This window comes from Pinisolibacter sp. DMC100 (genome assembly GCF_056313705.1).
Genome location: NZ_JBQUZT010000003.1, coordinates 242965 through 261558 on the forward strand (window position 1 = coordinate 242965; position 18594 = coordinate 261558).

General features: G+C 69.1%; 15 protein-coding genes. 14 read left to right on the forward strand and 1 reads right to left on the reverse strand.

The annotated features are described in order from the left end of the window. The first annotated feature begins 3 nt into the window (after window positions 1–3). From murG to ACT541_RS14350, 12 genes are all read left to right on the forward strand, one after another. Entirely contained in the window at window positions 4–1101 is a 1098-nt protein-coding gene (murG, locus tag ACT541_RS14295; RefSeq protein WP_476137759.1) for an undecaprenyldiphospho-muramoylpentapeptide beta-N-acetylglucosaminyltransferase, read from the forward strand. A gap of 137 nt (window positions 1102–1238) precedes the next feature. Next, a complete protein-coding gene (murC, locus tag ACT541_RS14300) occupies window positions 1239–2654 on the forward strand; it encodes a UDP-N-acetylmuramate--L-alanine ligase (RefSeq protein ID WP_476137760.1) in 1416 nt (471 codons plus the stop codon). Between the two features lie 28 nt (window positions 2655–2682). Continuing rightward, window positions 2683–3630 carry a UDP-N-acetylmuramate dehydrogenase gene (murB, locus tag ACT541_RS14305; RefSeq protein ID WP_476137761.1) on the forward strand — a complete coding sequence of 316 codons (948 nt, stop codon included), beginning with the start codon at window positions 2683–2685 and terminating at the stop codon, window positions 3628–3630. Between the two features lie 227 nt (window positions 3631–3857). Further along, complete coding sequence (locus ACT541_RS14310; RefSeq protein WP_476137762.1) at window positions 3858–4787, forward strand: D-alanine--D-alanine ligase; 930 nt, start codon at window positions 3858–3860, stop codon at window positions 4785–4787. An 86-nt stretch (window positions 4788–4873) separates the two neighbouring features. Further along, the gene (locus ACT541_RS14315; protein WP_476137763.1) at window positions 4874–5695 is read left to right on the forward strand and encodes a cell division protein FtsQ/DivIB; all 822 of its coding nucleotides are present in this window, start codon (window positions 4874–4876) and stop codon (window positions 5693–5695) included. Between the two features lie 32 nt (window positions 5696–5727). Beyond that, the gene (gene ftsA / locus ACT541_RS14320; protein WP_476137991.1) at window positions 5728–7017 is read left to right on the forward strand and encodes a cell division protein FtsA; all 1290 of its coding nucleotides are present in this window, start codon (window positions 5728–5730) and stop codon (window positions 7015–7017) included. 84 nt (window positions 7018–7101) lie between these two features. Continuing rightward, window positions 7102–8922 carry a cell division protein FtsZ gene (ftsZ, locus tag ACT541_RS14325; protein WP_476137764.1) on the forward strand — a complete coding sequence of 607 codons (1821 nt, stop codon included), beginning with the start codon at window positions 7102–7104 and terminating at the stop codon, window positions 8920–8922. 315 nt (window positions 8923–9237) lie between these two features. After that, window positions 9238–10188 carry a UDP-3-O-acyl-N-acetylglucosamine deacetylase gene (gene lpxC / locus ACT541_RS14330; RefSeq protein WP_476137992.1) on the forward strand — a complete coding sequence of 317 codons (951 nt, stop codon included), beginning with the start codon at window positions 9238–9240 and terminating at the stop codon, window positions 10186–10188. A gap of 178 nt (window positions 10189–10366) precedes the next feature. Beyond that, window positions 10367–11239, forward strand: coding sequence for an outer membrane protein assembly factor BamD (locus ACT541_RS14335; RefSeq protein ID WP_476137765.1), 873 nt, complete (start codon window positions 10367–10369; stop codon window positions 11237–11239). 91 nt (window positions 11240–11330) lie between these two features. Next, the gene (gene recN / locus ACT541_RS14340; RefSeq protein ID WP_476137766.1) at window positions 11331–12992 is read left to right on the forward strand and encodes a DNA repair protein RecN; all 1662 of its coding nucleotides are present in this window, start codon (window positions 11331–11333) and stop codon (window positions 12990–12992) included. 273 nt (window positions 12993–13265) lie between these two features. Further along, the gene (ligA, locus tag ACT541_RS14345) at window positions 13266–15380 is read left to right on the forward strand and encodes an NAD-dependent DNA ligase LigA (protein WP_476137767.1); all 2115 of its coding nucleotides are present in this window, start codon (window positions 13266–13268) and stop codon (window positions 15378–15380) included. A 429-nt stretch (window positions 15381–15809) separates the two neighbouring features. Further along, window positions 15810–15986, forward strand: coding sequence for a hypothetical protein (locus ACT541_RS14350; RefSeq protein WP_476137768.1), 177 nt, complete (start codon window positions 15810–15812; stop codon window positions 15984–15986). A 45-nt stretch (window positions 15987–16031) separates the two neighbouring features. On the opposite strand, the gene ACT541_RS14355 is transcribed toward ACT541_RS14350, so the two are convergent. Then, window positions 16032–17663: an alpha-D-glucose phosphate-specific phosphoglucomutase gene (locus ACT541_RS14355; RefSeq protein WP_476137769.1), complete on the reverse strand. Its 1632-nt coding sequence runs from the start codon at window positions 17661–17663 to the stop codon at window positions 16032–16034. A gap of 271 nt (window positions 17664–17934) precedes the next feature. Between ACT541_RS14355 and ACT541_RS14360 the strand changes: the two genes are divergently transcribed. Beyond that, a complete protein-coding gene (locus tag ACT541_RS14360) occupies window positions 17935–18078 on the forward strand; it encodes a hypothetical protein (protein ID WP_476137770.1) in 144 nt (47 codons plus the stop codon). A 129-nt stretch (window positions 18079–18207) separates the two neighbouring features. Further along, window positions 18208–18591, forward strand: coding sequence for an acyl-CoA thioesterase (locus ACT541_RS14365; protein WP_476137771.1), 384 nt, complete (start codon window positions 18208–18210; stop codon window positions 18589–18591). The last annotated feature ends 3 nt before the right edge of the window (window positions 18592–18594 follow it).

An 18594-nucleotide genomic window follows, 5' to 3' on the forward strand; every position in this document is an offset into this window, starting at 1 on the left:
CCCATGGGCGACACCATCCTGCTCGCGGCCGGCGGAACCGGCGGCCACCTCTTCCCCGCCGAGGCGCTGGCCGCCGAACTCGGCCGGCGCGGCCACGTCGTCGAGCTGGCGACGGACGAGCGCGCCGACAGGTACGGCCGCGCCTTCCCGGCGCGCGCCGTCAACATCGTCTCCTCGGCGACCTTCAAGGGCCGCGATCCGGTGTCGCTGGCCAAGACGGCGTTCCGGCTGGCGCGCGGCATCGTCCAGGCCTGGGGGTTGATGGGGCGCATCCGGCCGAAGGTGGTGGTCGGCTTCGGCGGCTACCCGACCTTCCCGCCGATGATCGCGGCGCAGATGCGCGGCATCCCGACCGTGCTGCACGAGCAGAACGCGGTGATGGGCCGCGCCAACCGGGCGCTCGCCGACCGGGTGACGCGGATCGCCCTGTCGTTTCCCGCCGTGAGCCTGATCGGCGACTTCGCGAAGAAGGCGGTCGAGACCGGCAATCCGGTGCGCGACATGGTGATCTCGGCGGCGCGCGTGCCCTACGACGCGCCGACCACCGAGAGCACCTTCCGCCTGCTGGTCTTCGGCGGCAGCCAGGGCGCGCGCTTCTTCTCCGAGGCGGTTCCGCCGGCGATCGCGGCGATGGCGCCGGAACTCCGGGCGCGGCTGGCGATCGTGCAGCAGGCGCGGCCGGAGGATCTCGACGCCGTGCGCGCCACCTATGCCGGCCTCGGCGTCGCGGCCGAGGTCGAGCCCTTCTTCATCGACCTGCCGGCGCGGATCGCCGCGTCGCATCTGGTGATCTGCCGGTCGGGCGCGTCGAGCGTCACCGAACTGGCGGTGATCGGCCGTCCGTCGATCCTGGTGCCGCTGCCCGGCGCCCTCGATCAGGATCAGGCCGCCAACGCCGCCCATCTGTCGAAGGCCGGCGGCGCCTGGACGATCCGTCAGGACGAGCTGTCGCCCGAGCGGCTCGCCGAGGAGATCTCCAAGGCGATGACCTGCCCCGAGCAGCTCGCCGAGGCGGCCGAAGCGGCGCGCGCGGCGGGCAAGCCGGACGCGGTGGCGCGGTTGGCGGACCTCGTCGAAGAAGTCGCGGCGCGTCGGCGGTGAGGGTGCGGCGCGCGCCGCGCGCCGACCAACTCGTCACACGGTTGCAACCGTTCGACTTTCCGGGAAAAGCTGGTTAGACACGTGCGAATCACCGTCGCCGCGCGCGCGGGAACGCAGCCATCCGAAGGAACACCCCCATGAAGATGCCCTCCACCATCGGTCCCGTTCACTTCGTGGGGATCGGCGGCATCGGCATGAGCGGCATCGCCGAGGTGCTGCACACGCTCGGCTTCAAGGTCCAGGGCTCGGACGCCGCCGACAACGCCAACGTCCAGCGTCTGCGCGAGAAGGGCATCGCCGTCTTCGTCGGCCAGAAGGCCGAGAACCTCGGCGAGGCCCGCGTCGTCGTCGTCTCCTCCGCCATCAAGGCCGACAATCCGGAGCTGATGGAGGCGCGCGCCCGCTTCCTCCCCGTGGTGCGCCGCGCCGAGATGCTGGCCGAGCTGATGCGCTTCAAGTCGGCGATCGCCGTCGGCGGCACCCACGGCAAGACCACGACGACCTCGATGGTCGCCGCTCTGCTCGACGCCGGCGGGCTCGATCCGACCGTCATCAACGGCGGCATCATCAACGCCTACGGCACCAACGCCCGTCTCGGCGGCGGCCAGTGGATGGTCGTCGAGAGCGACGAGAGCGACGGCTCCTTCGTCAAGCTGCCGGCCGACATCGCGGTGGTCACCAACATCGATCCCGAGCACCTCGACCACTACGTCACCTTCGACAAGGTCAAGGACGCCTTCCGCCACTTCGTCGAGAACGTGCCCTTCTACGGCTTCGCCGTGATGTGCCTCGACCACCCCGAGGTGCAGGCGCTGATCGGCAAGATCGAGGATCGCCGCATCGTCACCTACGGCACCAACCCGCAGGCCGACGTGCGCTACGAGCAGATCTCGGCCGCCGGCCAGCAGTCGCGCTTCCGCGTGACGATCCGCGACCGCATCGCCGGCACCGAACGGGTGATCGACGATCTCGTCGTCAACATGCCGGGCATCCACAACGTCTCCAACGCGACGGCGGCGGTGGCGGTGGCCGATCAGCTCGGCATCGCGGCGGAGGCGATCCGCAAGGGCCTCGCCGACTTCACCGGGGTCAAGCGCCGCTTCACCCCGACCGGCACCTGGAACGGCGTCTCGGTCTTCGACGACTACGGCCATCACCCGGTCGAGATCATGGCGGTGCTCAAGGCGGCGCGCGCCGCCGTCACCGGCGAGGGCAAGGGCGGTCGCGTCTTCGCGGTGATGCAGCCGCATCGCTATTCGCGCCTCGCCTCGCTGTTCGAGGAGTTCTGCCAGGCCTTCAACGACGCCGACAGCGTGCTCGTCGCCGACGTCTATGCCGCCGGCGAGCAGCCGATCCCCGGCGCCTCGCGCGACGCGCTGGTCGGCGGCCTGCGCGGCCGTGGCCATCGCAACGTCGTGCCGCTCGAAGGGCCGGAGCAGATCGCGCAGATCGTCCGGACGCAGGCCAAGGACGGCGACTACGTCGTCTTCCTCGGCGCCGGCAACATCACCCAGTGGGCCTACGCGCTGCCCAAGCAGCTCGCCGAAGGCTGAGCCGCATCCTCCAGGACCGAAGTCAGCCATGTCGACCGATCTTCTCGCCCGTCTCGAAACCAGCGACATCCGCGGCGCCCTCATTCCGGGCTTCGCCCTCGGCGACACGTCGTGGTTCCGAGTCGGCGGCGCGGCGGAACTCTACTACCAGCCCGCCGATGCCGAGGACCTCTCGACCTTCCTGAAGCGGCTGCCGGCCGACGTGCCGATCACCGTGGTCGGTCTCGGCTCCAACCTGCTGATCCGCGAGGGCGGCGTCGACGGCGTCGTCATCCGGCTCTCGCAGAAGGGCTTCGGCGGGGTGAAGCCGGTCTCCGACACGCGGCTGGAGGTCGGCGCGGCGATCGCCGACAAGCAGGTGGCACGGGTGGCGCTCGACCTCGGGCTCGACGGCTTCGCCTTCTACTTCGGCATTCCCGGCGGCATCGGCGGGGCGTTGCGCATGAACGCCGGGGCCAACGGCGGCGAGACGCGTGCCCGCGTCGTCACCGTCACCGCGATGAACCGTGCCGGCGAGATCCTGACGCTTTCCAACGACGACATGGGCTATTCCTATCGCCACTGCTCGGCGCCCGACGACCTGATCTTCCTGTCGACGATCATGGAAGGGACGCCCGGCGACAAGGACGCCATCAAGGCGCAGATGGACGCCGTCACCGAGCATCGCGAGACGGTGCAGCCGATCCGCTCCAAGACCGGCGGCTCGACCTTCAAGAACCCGCCGGGTCATTCCGCCTGGAAGCTGGTGGACGACGCCGGCTGCCGCGGTCTGGTGGTCGGCGGGGCGCACGTCTCGCAGATGCACTGCAACTTCCTGATCAACGACGGCGACGCGACCGCCCACGACATCGAACTGCTCGGCGAGACGGTTCGCTCGCGGGTGTTGCAGACCTCGGGCGTTCGTCTCGAATGGGAGATCAAGCGCCTCGGCCGATTCGCCGAGGGTCGCGAAGTGGTGCCCTTCCTCGGTCTGTGAGGCCGAGGGCGGCGAGGCAATGACCGGGGCCGCGTCGGGCGGCTCCCCGGCGGCGGTCGATCCGTCCCGTGGCGCGCGTATCGCGCGATGACTTCCGAGTGGCACCGCGCGTTTCATCGGTGCCGATTTCCAGTGGCGTAGAGCGTCTCGCGTTCCGGGAGCCTTCCCGGGCGACGGGACGAATCCGATTCGCGGGCCCCGCGAATCGCCGATCGAGGACAAGTCGAATGTCGAAACATGTCGCGGTGTTGATGGGCGGGTGGGACAGCGAGCGCCAGGTGAGCCTGTGGTCGGGTGAGGCCTGCGCCGGCGCCCTCGAGCGGTCGGGCTACAGGGTGAGCCGCCTCGACGTCGGCAAGGACGTCTGGGCCCGTCTGGAGGCGCTCCGGCCCGATGCCGCCTTCAACGCGCTGCACGGCCCCTGGGGCGAGGGCGGGGCGATCCAGGGCATGCTGGAGACGCTGCGCATCCCCTACACCCACTCGGGCATCCTCGCCTCGGCGCTGGCGATGAACAAGGCCAAGGCCAAGATGGTCTTCGCCCAGGCCGGCATCCCGACGGCGACCGGAATCGTGACGAGCCGCTTCGAGGCGGCGCGCGAACACCCGATGGCGCCGCCCTACGTGGTGAAGCCGGTGGCGGAGGGTTCGTCCTTCGGCGTGATCATCGTGACGGCCGACCGGACCCACCCGCCGCAGGAGCTGATGCGCGACGATTGGCCCTACGGCGACACGGTTCTGGTGGAAAAATTCGTCGCCGGACGCGAGCTCACCTGCGCCGTCATGGGGGCTCCCGGAGAGGAGCGGGCGCTCGGAATCATCGAGATCCTGCCGGAGGGGCAGGTGTTCTACGACTTCGATGCCAAGTACCGGAAAGGGGGGTCTCGTCACGTCCTTCCGGCGCAAATTTTACCGAATATTTACCAAGAGGTCCAAATGCTGGCGGTCGAGGCTCATCGGGCTCTCGGTTGTCGCGGTGTCTCGCGGGCCGACTTCCGATTGGACGACGGCGGTACCGGGGAACTGGTCTGCCTCGAAGTGAACACGCAGCCGGGGATGACGTCGACGTCGCTCGCCCCGGAAATGGCGGCGCATTCGGGCATTTCGTTCGAAGCGCTGGTGACTTGGCTGGTGGAGGACGCGAGTTGCGACCGGTGAGGGGACGAGAGCGGGAACCGCGCTACCCTTACGCCCGTGAAATGCCGCAGGACGCGGGATTTCACTGGCGCAGGGCCGTGCGTTTCGTGCGTCGTTGCTCCCGCGCGGTCGAGGATCGTCTGACCTCCGTCCGCCCGATGCAGGGCACCTTCGCCGCTCTCGCCTTCCTCGGCGCCTGGGGCGTCTACGGCATGGTCCTGTCGGGCGCCTGGCGCACGACGGTCGACGCGCTGACCGCCGGCATGGGCTTCTCGGTCGCCTCGATCGAGATCCACGGTCTGCAGGAAGCCGATTCGACCGAAATTTCGGATCGAATCGACGTCACCCAGACGTCGTCTCTGCTGATGGTCGACGTCGAGCGGGCGCGGGCGCGGATCGCCGAGATCCCGTGGATCGCCGACGTCGTCGTCAAGAAGCTCTATCCCAACCGCATCGTCGTGAACCTGACCGAGCGGCGCCCCTTCGCGCTGTGGCAGGACGACGGCAAGGTGCGGGTGGTCGACCGCAACGGCGCGGTGATGAGCGACGTGCTCGAGACCCGCAACGCGGGTCTTCCGCTCGTCGTGGGGACCGGTGCCAACGGCCGCGTCGGCGAGGCGGTCGCGCTGATGGGTTCGGCGCCGTCGCTGCGTCCGCGCATCCGCGCCGCGGTGCTGGTCGCCGAGCGGCGCTGGAACCTGATCACCACCGACGGCGTCGAGATCCTCCTGCCCGAGGACGAGCCGGCCGCCGCGCTCGCCCGCGTCGCGGCGCTGCAGGACGGCAAGAAGCTCCTCGACCGCGATCTGGTCGTGGTCGACATGCGCGTGCCCGATCGTCTCTTCGTCCGCCTGTCCGACGCCGCCGCCGCGGCGCGGCGCGACCAGATGAAGGCGAAGCTCGGCGCCAAGAAGGAGGCGCGGGGATGATGCAGCCTCCGATCCAGCATACCGTTCCGCGCATGCGGCCGCTGTCGACCCGCCGGGCCACCGTCGTCTCGGTGCTCGACGTCGGCTCGACCAAGGTCACCTGCCTGATCGCCAAGCTGACCCCGCGGGCGCACGACAAGGTGCTGCCGGGCCGCACCCACGACATGACCGTGCTCGGCTACGGCATGCAACGGTCGCGCGGCATGAAGTCGGGCATGGTGATCGATCTCGACGCGGCCGAGCAGTCGATCCGCCTCGCCGTCGACGCGGCCGAGCGCATGGCCGGGCTGACGATCGAATCGCTGATCCTCAACATCACCGCCGGGCGGCTGCGCTCCGAGGTCTATCGCGCCAACGTCGACGTCGCGACCGACGCGGTCGACGAGGCCGACATCCAGCGGGTTCTCGCCGCCGGCGCGTCGCATTCGCTGACCGACGACCGCACGCTCATTCATTCGCTGCCGATCGGCTACGCCCTCGACGGCGCCCGCGGCATCAAGGACCCGGTCGGCATGTTGGGCGAGAAGCTCGCGGTCGACATGCACGTGGTCGACACCGACTGCGCGCCGGTGCGCAATCTCGAACTGGCGGTCAACCGCTGCCATCTCGAGGTCGAGACGATCGTCGCCACGCCCTATGCCTCGGGTCTCGCGACCCTGGTCGACGACGAGGCCGATCTCGGCGTCGCCTGCGTCGACATGGGCGGCGGCACCACTTCGATGGCGGTCTTCGCCGACGGCGCCTTCTGCCACGTCGACGCGATCGCGATCGGCGGCCACCACGTGACGATGGACATCGCGCAGGGCCTTTCGACCCGCGTCGCCGACGCCGAGCGCATCAAGACACTGCACGGTTCGGCGCTCGCCACCTCGTCGGACGACCACGAGGTGATCGGCGTGTCGTCGGTCGGCGCCGAGCGCCACGACGTCGTCAACGTGCCGCGCGGCGCGCTGACCCGGATCATCCGCCCGCGGGTGGAGGAAATTCTCGAGCTGGTGCGCGACCGCCTGGCCCATTCCGGCTTCGCCGGTCGGGTCGGCAAGCGGGTCGTGCTGACCGGTGGGGCGAGCCAGCTGACCGGCGTGGTCGAGGTGGCGCGACGCATTCTCGGACGCAACGTGCGTCTCGGACGGCCGCTCGGCATCGCCGGGCTGCCGCAGGCGGCCAAGGGCGCGGCCTTCGCCGCCGCCGTCGGCCTGTTGATCTATCCGCAGGTGGCCCAGATCGAACAGTTCGATCTGCGCGACCAGCGTCGGCCGACGGCCGCCACCGGGGGACGTTATCTCGCCCGGGTCGGCCAGTGGCTGAGAGAGAGTTGGTGACGTGAGGGTTCGTCGCGCCAGAGCGCGGCGAGCGGTTGGGGACGAATACCCGCCGGAGCTCGGGGCGGGAGCAGCGAGGATGCCATGACGCTCAATCTGAAGATGCCCGACATTCGGGAACTGAAGCCGCGGATCACCGTGTTCGGTGTGGGTGGAGCCGGCGGCAACGCCGTCAACAACATGATCCAGGCCGGCCTCAAGGGCGTGGATTTCGTCGTGGCCAACACCGACGCGCAGGCTCTCACCCTGTCGAAGTCCGAACGCATCATCCAGATGGGCGTCGCCGTCACCGAGGGTCTCGGCGCCGGCTCGATGCCGGAAGTCGGCCGCGCCGCGGCGGACGAGGTGCTCGACGAGATCAACGACCACCTGACCGGCGCCCACATGGTGTTCATCACCGCCGGCATGGGCGGCGGCACCGGCACCGGCGCCGCGCCGGTCATCGCCAAGGCGGCGCGCGAGATGGGCATCCTCACCGTCGGCGTCGTCACCAAGCCGTTCCAGTTCGAAGGCGCGCGCCGCATGCGCATCGCCGACAGCGGCATCACCGAGCTGCAGAAGAGCGTCGACACGCTGATCGTCATCCCGAACCAGAACCTCTTCCGCGTCGCCAACGAGCGCACCACCTTCGCCGACGCCTTCGCGATGGCCGACCAGGTGCTCTACTCGGGCGTCGCCTGCATCACCGACCTGATGGTGAAGGAGGGTCTCATCAACCTCGACTTCGCCGACGTCCGCTCGATCATGCGCGGCATGGGCAAGGCGATGATGGGCACCGGCGAGTCGTCGGGCGACAAGCGCGCGCTGCAGGCGGCCGAGGCGGCGATCGCCAATCCGCTGCTCGACGAGACCTCGATGAAGGGCTCGAAGGGCGTGCTGATCTCGATCTCGGGCGGCAAGGACCTGACCCTGTTCGAGGTCGACGAGGCCGCCACCCGCATCCGCGAGGAAGTCGATCCGGATGCCAACATCATCCTCGGCGCCACCTTCGACGACAGCCTCGAGGGCGTGGTCCGCGTGTCGGTGGTCGCCACCGGCATCGACCAGGAGCTGATGAAGGGTGCGGATTCGGCGAGCTCGCAGGAAGCCCGCATGGCCGATCTCGCCAACCGTCTGCGCGCCGCCGGCCGTCCGGTTCCCGCCGCGCTCGAGCCGCATCGCGTCGCCGCCGCCGCTCCGGCGCCGGTCGCCCCGATCGCCGTGCACGCGGCTCCGGTCGCCGCCCCGGCCCCGGTCGCTCCGGCGCCCGCGCCGATGCGCACCGAGGACATGGTCCGCGACGCGCTCGCCGCCCAGATCGAACTCGAGATCAAGTCCGAGCCGGTCGCTCCGATGGCCGAGCCGGTCATGGCCCGTCCGACGGCGTCCGACCCGGCGGTGACGATCCAGCGCTACGAGCCGGCCCAGCCGACCTTCGCGCACAAGGATCCGATCCAGGAGCTCGAGCAGCCGATGGCTCGTCCCGAGCCGACCATCGACCGCAACCCCTACATCCCGCCGACCGCCGAGCGTCCGACGGCGCAGACCCGCGTGCCGCGCATCGACGAGTTCCCGCCGATCGCCCAGCGTCAGGCGGCCCCGGCCGAAGACCTCGACACCGACGAAGCCCGCCCGCGCGGCCTGCTGCGTCGCCTCGCCCAGGGCCTCGGCCGTCGCGAGGAGGCCGAGGATCACGCGCCGCAGATGCGTGAGCCGAGCTTCCGCGAGCCGGTCGCCCCGCGCGCCGACGCCTATCGCCCGGCCGGTCACGACGAGTTCGCCAAGCGGCCGCTCGCCCGTGCCCCCGAGGCGCCGCGCTCGGCCGCCGGCAACCTCGACGCCCACGGCCGCCAGCCGGTGGTGACGCGGTCGCTCGACGAGGACAACCTCGAGATCCCGGCCTTCCTGCGTCGTCAGACCAACTGACGAATCCAGGCATCCGGACAATCACGGAGGGCTCCGTCACACATGTGACGGAGCCCTTGCCGCATTCTCGCCACAGGTGTTTCAATTTATTGAAATTAAAGAGCTTATCGAATTTTGCAGATGGTAACATTGTGTAATCAAGCGTGATTTCGCACGAGACGTCGGGAACGGTAGTGTGCAGGTGTGGTTCCGGATCGGAGCCGCGACGGCATGCCGAGGGGACGGTGTGCGGCGCGGGTTCGGGAACCTCCGAATTCCAGGGGACGAGTTCTCCGCACGGTCCGCAGGGACAGGGGAGAGCAACGGGTGAAGACGATGGCTCGCAACGCGACGACTTTCCAGACCACGATCGGCGATACCGTTCGGATCGTGGGTATCGGTGTCCATTCCGGCGCTCGCGTCCATCTCGCCCTCCATCCCGCCGATGCCGACACCGGCATCACCTTCGTCCGCACCGGCATGAACGGTGGCGACGTCGAGATCCCCGCCGTATGGAAACACGTCGCGGCGACCGACCTCTGCACCATGGTCGGCGATCCCAAGGGCGCGTCCATCGCCACCATCGAGCATCTGATGGCGGCGCTGCGCGCTCTCGGCATCGACAATCTGGTGGTCGAGATCGACGGCGGCGAAGTCCCGGTGATGGACGGCTCGTCGGAGGCCTTCGTCGAGGCGATCGATCAGGTCGGCCTCGTGCGCCAGACCGCGCCGCGCCGCGTGCTGAAGATCCTCAAGCCGATTCGCGTCGAGCACGGCGCCGCCTGGGCCGAGCTGCGTCCGCACGACGGCGCCCGCTACGAGGTGACGATCGACTTCACCAACCCGGTGATCGGCCGTCAGGCGATCGGCATCGACCTCACCGCCGACGTCTTCCGCAACCAGGTCGCCCGCGCCCGCACCTTCGGCTTCGTCTCGGACCTCGAGAAGCTCCTGCCGATGGGCCTGTGCCGCGGTTCCAGCCTCGAGAACTCGGTCGCCATCAAGGACGACCGCATCCTCAATCCGGAAGGCCTGCGCTTCGTCGACGAGTTCGTCCGTCACAAGCTGCTCGACGCGATCGGCGACCTCGCCCTGTCGGGCGCCCCGATCCAGGGCCTCTATCGCTCCTACAAGGGCGGTCATCGCCTCAACTTCATGACGCTGCAGGCCCTCTTCGCCGATCCGACCGCCTGGGCGCTGGTCGAGGCGTCGAGCCGTCCGTCCTCCCCGGCGGCGGAACTCGGTCTCGGCATGGTGGCGCCGGCCTTCCGCGCCGAAGTCGCCTGATCGCCGATTTCGGCCGTCTCGCCACAAATTCGAACCAATGCCTACCCACGAAGATGACGGCGGCTCTCCGACGCGCTAGAACGCGGATCGCAGGGCTCGGCCGTCGTCCGTCTTTCGGGGGCGGGGCGAGGACGAACCAATTCGGCGCGACGACGCGCGTGTGAGGGATGGCGAAGTGATGGGCATGGGTTATTCGGCGGATCCCGTCGCGGCGCTCCGGCGCACCGGGTCGCGTCTTCGCTTGGCTGCCGCGGTCGCCGTGGCGCTGACGGTAGGCGCCTGCGCCTCGACCAAGGACGAAGTCGACAACACGGCGTCCGCCGACCAGCTCTACAACGAGGGTCTGGTGCAGCTGCAGGCCGGCAAGAAGGCCGACGCGGTGAAGAAGTTCGACGACGTCGACCGGCTCCACCCCTATTCGCAGCTCTCCAAGCAGGCACTGCTGATGCAGGCCTACACCCAGTTCGAGCGCAACGCCTTCACCGACGCGATCTCGGCCGGCCAGCGCTTCGTGACGCTCTATCCGTCCAGCCCCGACGCGGCCTATGCCCAGTACATCGTCGCGGAGAGCCTGTTCCAGCAGATCCCCGACGTCAGCCGCGACCAGGCCCAGACGGCCAAGGCGCTCGCCGCCTACGGCGAACTGATCGAGAAGTATCCGAACTCGCCCTATGCCGAGGACGGCCGCAAGAAGGTCCTCACGGTGCGCGACCAGCTCGCCGGCAAGGAGATGGACATCGGCCGCTTCTATCTCAAGAAGCACCAGTATCTCGGCGCGATCAACCGCTTCAAGCTGGTGATCTCGCAGTATCAGACCACCCGCCACGTCGAAGAGGCGCTGGCCCGTCTGGTCGAATGCTACTACGCCATGGGCGTGATCAACGAGGCGCAGACCGCCGCGGCGATCCTCGGGCACAACTTCCCCGACAGCCAGTGGTACAAGGACAGCTACACGCTCCTCCAGAACGGCGGTTACGAGCCGAGCGAGGACAAGTCGAGCTGGATCTCCAAGTCGATCACCCAGCCGCTGAAGTCCGTGAAGATTCTCTGATCGATCGGCGACGGGGACGAGACGGGGGTTCCGTTTTGTTCTCGTCGCGGCTATCGTTCCGATCGGGTTTTCGCAGAATCACGGACGTCTCATGCTCTCGGCACTGTCGATTCGAGACATCGTTCTGATCGAACGGCTCGAGATCGACTTCTCGCGCGGACTGACGGTGCTGACCGGCGAGACCGGTGCCGGCAAGTCGATCCTGCTCGACAGTCTGGCGCTGGCCCTCGGCGGGCGCGGCGATGCCGGCCTCGTGCGCCACGGCGCGACACAGGGGCAGGTGACGGCCGTCTTCGATCTCGCCGAGGATCACCCGGCCCGCCGGCTGCTCGCCGACAACGACATCGAGGCCTCGGGCGAGTTGATCGTCCGCCGCGTCCAGAGCGCCGACGGCCGCACCCGCGCCTTCCTCAACGACAGTCCGGTCTCGGCGACGCTGCTGCGCGACTTCGGCGAGCGGCTGGTGGAGATCCACGGCCAGCACGACGACCGCGCGCTGGTCGACGAGCGCGAGCATCGCCGCCTGCTCGACGCCTTCGGTGGGCTGGAGCCGCAGGTCACGGCGGTCGGTGCCGCCTGGGGCGCGTGGCGGCGGGCGGTCAAGGATCGCGACGGCCACCGCGCCCGCATCGACGCGGCGCGGCGGGAGGCGGACTATCTGCGCGCCAGCCTCGAGGAACTCGATCAGCTGAAGCCGGAGGTCGGCGAGGAGACCGAACTCGCGACCAAGCGTCACCGCATGATGCAGGTGGAGAAGGTCGCCGGCGATCTCGCCGAGGCGGTGGAGACCTTCGACGGGCCGCATTCGCCGGTGCCGACCATCGCCACGCTGATGCGGACGCTGGAGCGCAAGGCGGGCTCGCTGCCGGGCCTCTCGGAGAGCGCGCTGAAGCCGATGGGAGAGGCGATCGATCTTCTGGAGAGCGCGCGCACGGCGCTGGAAGCGGCGCTGCGCGAGGCGGACTTCGACCCGCGCGATCTCGAGCGCACCGAGGAGCGGCTCTTCGCGCTGCGCGCCGCGGCACGCAAGCACAGTTGCACGGTCGACGCGCTGGCGCCGCTGCGCGCCAAGTTCGCCGCCGATCTCGCCGATCTCGACCACGGCGAGGAGAAGCTCGCCGGCCTCGAGGCGGCGGTGGGCGCGGCAGAGGCCGACTATGCCGCCAAGGCGCGGGCGCTCTCGACGGCGCGCGCCGCGACGGCCGAGGCGCTCGAGGCGGCGGTGGCGGCGGAACTGCCGGCCTTGAAGCTCGAGCGGGCGCGGTTCATCGTCGACCGCAGCGAGGGCGAGCCGGGCGGCGAGGGCATCGACCGGGTCGAGTTCCACGTCCAGACCAATCCCGGCACCCGTCCGGGGCCGATGATGAAGGTGGCCTCGGGCGGCGAGCTGTCGCGCTTCCTGCTGGCGCTCAAGGTCTCCCTCGCCGACAAGGGTTCGGCGCCGACGCTGATCTTCGACGAGATCGACACCGGCGTCGGCGGCGCGGTGGCGGGCGCCATCGGCCAGCGGCTGGCGCGGCTCGCCGAGAAAGTCCAGGTGATGAGCGTCACCCATGCGCCGCAGGTGGCGGCGCGGGCGGACACGCATTTCCTGATCACCAAGGAACCGGTTCCCGGCGGCGAGGACCGCGTCGCGACCCGCGTCGTCGAACTCGACATGCCGGCCCGGCGCGAGGAGATCGCCCGCATGCTCTCGGGCGAGACGATCTCGCCGGAGGCCCGCGCGGCGGCGGAGAGCCTGCTGGCGGGGTGAGGGGTCGGCGGCGCCGAGTGTCCGGTACCGTGCGCGATGCTTCGAGACGGATCGCCTTCGGCGACCCTCCTCAGCATGAGGCGCTTTTCATATTCGATACGAGCACATACGCCTCATGCTGAGGAGCGCCGAAGGCGCGTCTCGAAGCATCGCGCAGGGCCTCACGGCACAGCGCGTGGTCCTCACAGCCACACCTCCCGCCCTCCGCGATGGCAGTCGGCCGATGCGACGGGTAATGTCGCCGAGATGAATCGTCCGCCCTCCGAGGTCCGCATGTCCGTCACCGACACCCCCGTCGACGCCCTCTCGCCGCTCGAAGCCGTGGCCGAGATCGCGCGCGTCTCCGCTCTGATCGAGGCGGCGGATCGCGCCTATTACCAGGACGACGCGCCGACGCTGACGGATGCCGCCTACGACGCGCTGCGCCTCAGGCTGATCGCGCTCGAGGCGGCGTTTCCCGATCTGAAGCGGGCCGACAGCCCGACCGCACGGGTCGGTGCCGGGCCTTCGGAGCGGTTCGAGAAGATCCGCCACGCGGTGGCGATGCTCAGCCTCGACAACGCCTTCTCCGACGAGGACGTCGGCGAGTTCGTCGCCCGCGTCCACAAGTTCCTCGCCACGCATGGTCAGGCGGTCGCCTTTACCGCCGAGCCGAAGATCGACGGATTGTCGCTGTCGATCCGCTATGTGAACGGCCGGCTCGTCCACGCCGCCACTCGCGGGGATGGAATGGAGGGCGAGAACGTCACGGCGAACGTGCTGACCATCGCCGAGATCCCGCGCGATCTGCCGGCCGGCGTTCCGGACGTGCTCGAGGTGCGCGGCGAGGTCTACATGAGCCATGCCGATTTCGCCGCGATCAACGCCAATGCCGAGGCGATGGGCGGCAAGGTCTTCGCCAATCCGCGCAACGCGGCGGCGGGCAGCCTTCGCCAGCTCGATGCGAGGATCACCGCGGCGCGACCGCTGAAGTTCTTCGCCTATGCCTGGGGCGAGATCTCGGACTGGGACGTCGACACCCAATACGACCGGGTTCAGGCCTTCGGTCGCTGGGGCTTTCCGATCAATCCGCGGATGGTGCGGTGCTCTTCGGTCGAGGAGCTGCTTGCGGTCCATCGCGGGCTCGAGGCGGATCGGGCGAGCCTCGGCTACGACATCGACGGCGTCGTCTACAAGGTCGATCGGATCGATCTCCAGACCCGCCTCGGCTTCGTCTCGCGATCGCCCCGCTGGGCGATCGCCCACAAGTTCCCGGCCGAGAAGGCGCGGACGATCCTCGAAGGCATCGACATACAGGTCGGCCGCACGGGGGCGCACACGCCGGTGGCGCGGCTCGCACCGGTGACGGTCGGCGGCGTCGTCGTCACCAACGCGACGCTGCACAATGCCGACGAGATCGCGCGCCTCGACGCGCGCATCGGCGACACGGTGGTGGTCCAGCGCGCCGGCGACGTCATTCCGCAGATCGTCGAGGTGGTGAAGGACGCGGCCCACGAGGCGCGCGCCGCCTTCGACTTCCCCCATCTCTGCCTCTGCGACCTGAAGACCGCACTGGTGCGCGAGGAGACCGCGACCGGCGAGGAGGGCAAGATCCGCCGCTGCTCCGGCGAGTTCGCCTGTCCCTTCCAGCGGCAGGAGCACCTGCGCCACTTCGTGTCGCGCCGCGCCTTCGACATCGAGGGGCTGGGCGAGAAGCAGATCGCGTTCTTCTTCGACGATCCCGACTTCCCGGTGAAGGAGCCGGGCGACATCTTCACGCTGGCGGCGCGCAACGCCGAGAGCCCGATCAAGAAACTCGAGAACAAGGAGGGTTTCGGCGCCGTCTCGGTCGCCAAGCTCTTTGAGGCGATCGAGGCGCGGCGGACGATCGCGCTCGAGCGCTTCGTCTTCGCCCTCGGCATCCGCAACGTCGGCGAGACGACGGCGCGGCAGCTGGCGCGCGCCTACGGCTCGTGGGGGGCGCTGCACGAGGCGGCGGAGAAGATCGTCGCCGAGGATGCGGTGGCGCGCGAGGAGATGGATGCGATCGACCAGATCGGCGAGACGGTGATCGACAGTATCGCCGCCTATTTCCGCGAGCCGCACAATCGCGCCGTGGTCGAGCGGCTCGTCGCCCATCTGACGATCGTCGACGCCGAGAAGCCCAAGGCCGACACCGCGGTCGCCGGCAAGACGGTGGTCTTCACCGGCTCTCTCGAGAAGATGACACGCGACGAGGCCAAGGCCCAGGCGGAGCGGCTGGGGGCGAAGGTCGCCGGCTCGGTCTCGGCCAAGACGCACATCGTCGTGGCGGGGCCGGGGGCGGGGTCGAAACTCGCCAAGGCGCGCGATCTCGGCGTCACCGTCATGACCGAAGAGGAATGGCTGGCGATGATCGGCGAGGCGTGAGGGGACGCCTTCGCGATGGTGCGCGATGCTTCGAGACGGGCGACCCGCGGTCGCCCTCCTCGGCATGAGGTGTCTGTTTTTGTTTGATGAATCCCAAAGTGCCTCATGCTGAGGAGGCGCGCGCAGCGCGCCGTCTCGAAGCACCGCGCACCTGTTCGATCGAACTGCACGGCGTCACCCATCCGCCGGCAAAACCTCCCGCACTGCCGAAGCCTGATCCTGCGCTGCCGAAGCGTTTCTCCTGCGTTGCCGCGTAAGCCTGCACGAAATTGCATGACGGACATGAGTTGCCATGCGTGTCCCTGTATCGCCATATTTCCGTGAGACCTTGGTCGTACGAAAAATGACGGATCGCGCATGGCGTGATCCGCGGACTACAGGCGGGGAAGCGGCACCGGGCGGGTTGAACCCGAACCATCGGAGCACGCCATGAGCCGCATCATCTCGATTTTCGAACGTATCCTCGGCGCCGACGTCGCCGGCAATCGCTCGGCCTGGGCCGAGACCCCCTGCGAGGCTTCCGCCCGCATCGACCTCGAGCTCTCCGACCGCGACGAAATGCGTGCGCGCTCGCGTCGCGACTACGGCTTCACCGCCTGGTGCTGATCGTCTCGAACGCGCCGGCCGAGGCGGCCGGCGCTTCGCGCTTCCTCAGGTGACGACGTTCGGGCCTTCGCGCCCGGTGCGCGCCCTGATCCCCGCCACCGCATCGGCGGCGGCGAGCACATCGGCCAGAGCCGCCTGCGGATCCAGATCGTGGCGGGCGGGATCGGCCTCGAAACGCTCCACGTAGAGACGCAGCGTCGCCCCCTCGGTGCCCGTGCCCGAGAGGCGGAAGATCGCGCGGCTGCCGTCGGAAAACCCGATCCTGACACCCTGCTTCGTCGAAACCGAACCGTCGGTCGGGTCGGTATAGGCGAAGTCGTCGGCCGAGACGATCGCGAGACCGCCGACCGTCCTGCCCGGCAGGCCCGGAAGACTCGCGCGCAGATCGGCGAAGAGCGCGTCGGCGAGGTCGGAGGGCAGCGCCTCGTAGTCGTGACGCGAATAGTAGTCGCGGCCGTAGGTCTTCCAGTGGTCGTGGACGATCTCGGCGATCGACTGGCGGCGCGTCGCCACGATGTCGAGCCAGATCAGCACCGCCCACAGACCGTCCTTCTCGCGGACATGGTCGGAGCCGGTGCCGGCGCTCTCCTCGCCGCAGATCGTCGCCATGCCGGCATCCAGCAGATTGCCGAAGAACTTCCACCCCGTGGGCGTCTCGTAGAGGCCGACACCGAGCTTCTCGGCGACGCGGTCGGCGGCGCGGCTGGTCGGCATCGAACGGGCGATGCCCTTCACCCCGGCCGTATAGCCCTTGGCGAGATGCAGATTGGCGGCGAGCAGCGCCAGACTGTCGGACGGCGCCACCGAGATGCCGCGGCCGAGCACGATGTTGCGGTCGCCGTCGCCGTCGGACGCCGCGCCCATGTCCGGCGCGTTCGGCCCGAACATGATGTCGAACAGTTCCTTGGCATGGACCGGGTTCGGATCGGGATGGTGGTGGCCGAAGTCGGGCAGCGGCGTGCCGTTGACGACGGTGCCGGCCGGGGCGCCGAGCTCGCCCTCGAGGATCGCGTGGGCGTAGGGACCGGTCACGGCGCTCATGGCGTCGAAACGCAGGGTGAAGCCCGAGGCGAAGAGGGCGCGGATACGGTCGAAGTCGACGAGATTGCGCATCATCGCGACGTAGTCGGCGACCGGATCGACGATCTCGACCACCATGCCGGCGAGGTCGAAGATGCCGAGCGTCGCGATCGACGGGGCTTCCTCTTCGACGATGCGCCATTCGGCGATGTCCTTGGTGCGGGCGAAGATCGCGTCGGTGACCGGCTCGGGTGCCGGGCCGCCGTTCGCGACGTTGAACTTCAGGCCGAAGTCCTCGTCCGGGCCGCCGGGATTGTGCGAGGCCGAGAGGACGAAGCCGCCGTAGGCCTTGCGCACGCGGATCAGGTTCGAGGCGGCGGGCGTCGACAGGATGCCGTCCTTGCCGACGATCGCGCGTTTCGCGCCGTTCGCCGCCAGCATGCGCAGGATGACGCCGATCGCGGTGTCGTTGAAGTAGCGGCCGTCGCCGCCGACGACGATCTCGCGATCCTTCACGCCGCCGACGCCCTCGATGATCGCCTGGACGTAGTTCTCGAGATAACCCGGCCCCATGAAGATCCGGGTCTTCTTGCGAAGGCCCGAGGTGCCCGGCTTCTGGCCGGCGATGGGGCTGGTCGAGACGATCTTCACGGCCATGGCGGGCTCCTCCGTGCGACGCGCGTTGCCCCATGGGTAGCCGGTTCGGTGGCGGAGCGCCATACGCTCGAGACCGAAGCCGCCCCCTCGCGGTCATGCGCGGCAGGCGGGGATGCCATGCGATCTACGACCTTGGTCTAATGCATGACTTCAGGCATCGTCGTTCGAACGCGACGGTGTGGGGCGCCGGACGCGATCGGCCGATCAACGAGCCGAAAGAGGAGACGTCGAGCGGAGGCGCAAGCCCACGCGACACGACGGAGAAGACCCCATGTTTCGTTTCCTCAGCGCCGCCCGTTCGGCCATGCGCCGCTCGCTGATCCGCTTCGACGAAGGCATCGATCGCGGCATGCGCGAATCGAGCACCTTCACCGCGCTGCGTCATCACTGGATCGACCCGCTCGAGCGTCGCTGACGCCGCCGAGCCGGACGTCTCCGCCCTCCGTCTTCGGAGCGCCTTGCCGCGTCGACGAGGGCGACGGATCGTGCCAATGTTCCTCCCGTGTGCGTCGCAGCATTCGCGCGATGCCGGGAGAACGATGCGATGTCCGAGCTTCCTCCGTCCACGCCGCCGGTGATCCGCACCATCGCCATGCCGGGCGACACCAACCCGGCGGGCGACATCTTCGGCGGCTGGCTGATGGCCCACATGGACCTCGCCGCCGGCAACGTCGCGACGCGCCGGGCGCGTGGACGTGCCGCCACCATCGCGGTCGAGGGCATGGCCTTCCTGAAGCCGGTTCTGGTCGGCGACGAGGTGAGCTTCTACGGCACCATCGTCGGCTCCGGCCGCACCTCCATGAAGATCCTGATCGAAGCCTGGCGCCGTCCGCGCGAGGGCGACGAGATGACCAAGGTGACCAGCGCCGTCTTCACCTTCGTGGCGATCGGCGAGGACCGGCGTCCGAGGCCGCTGCCGGAGGCGTGAGGC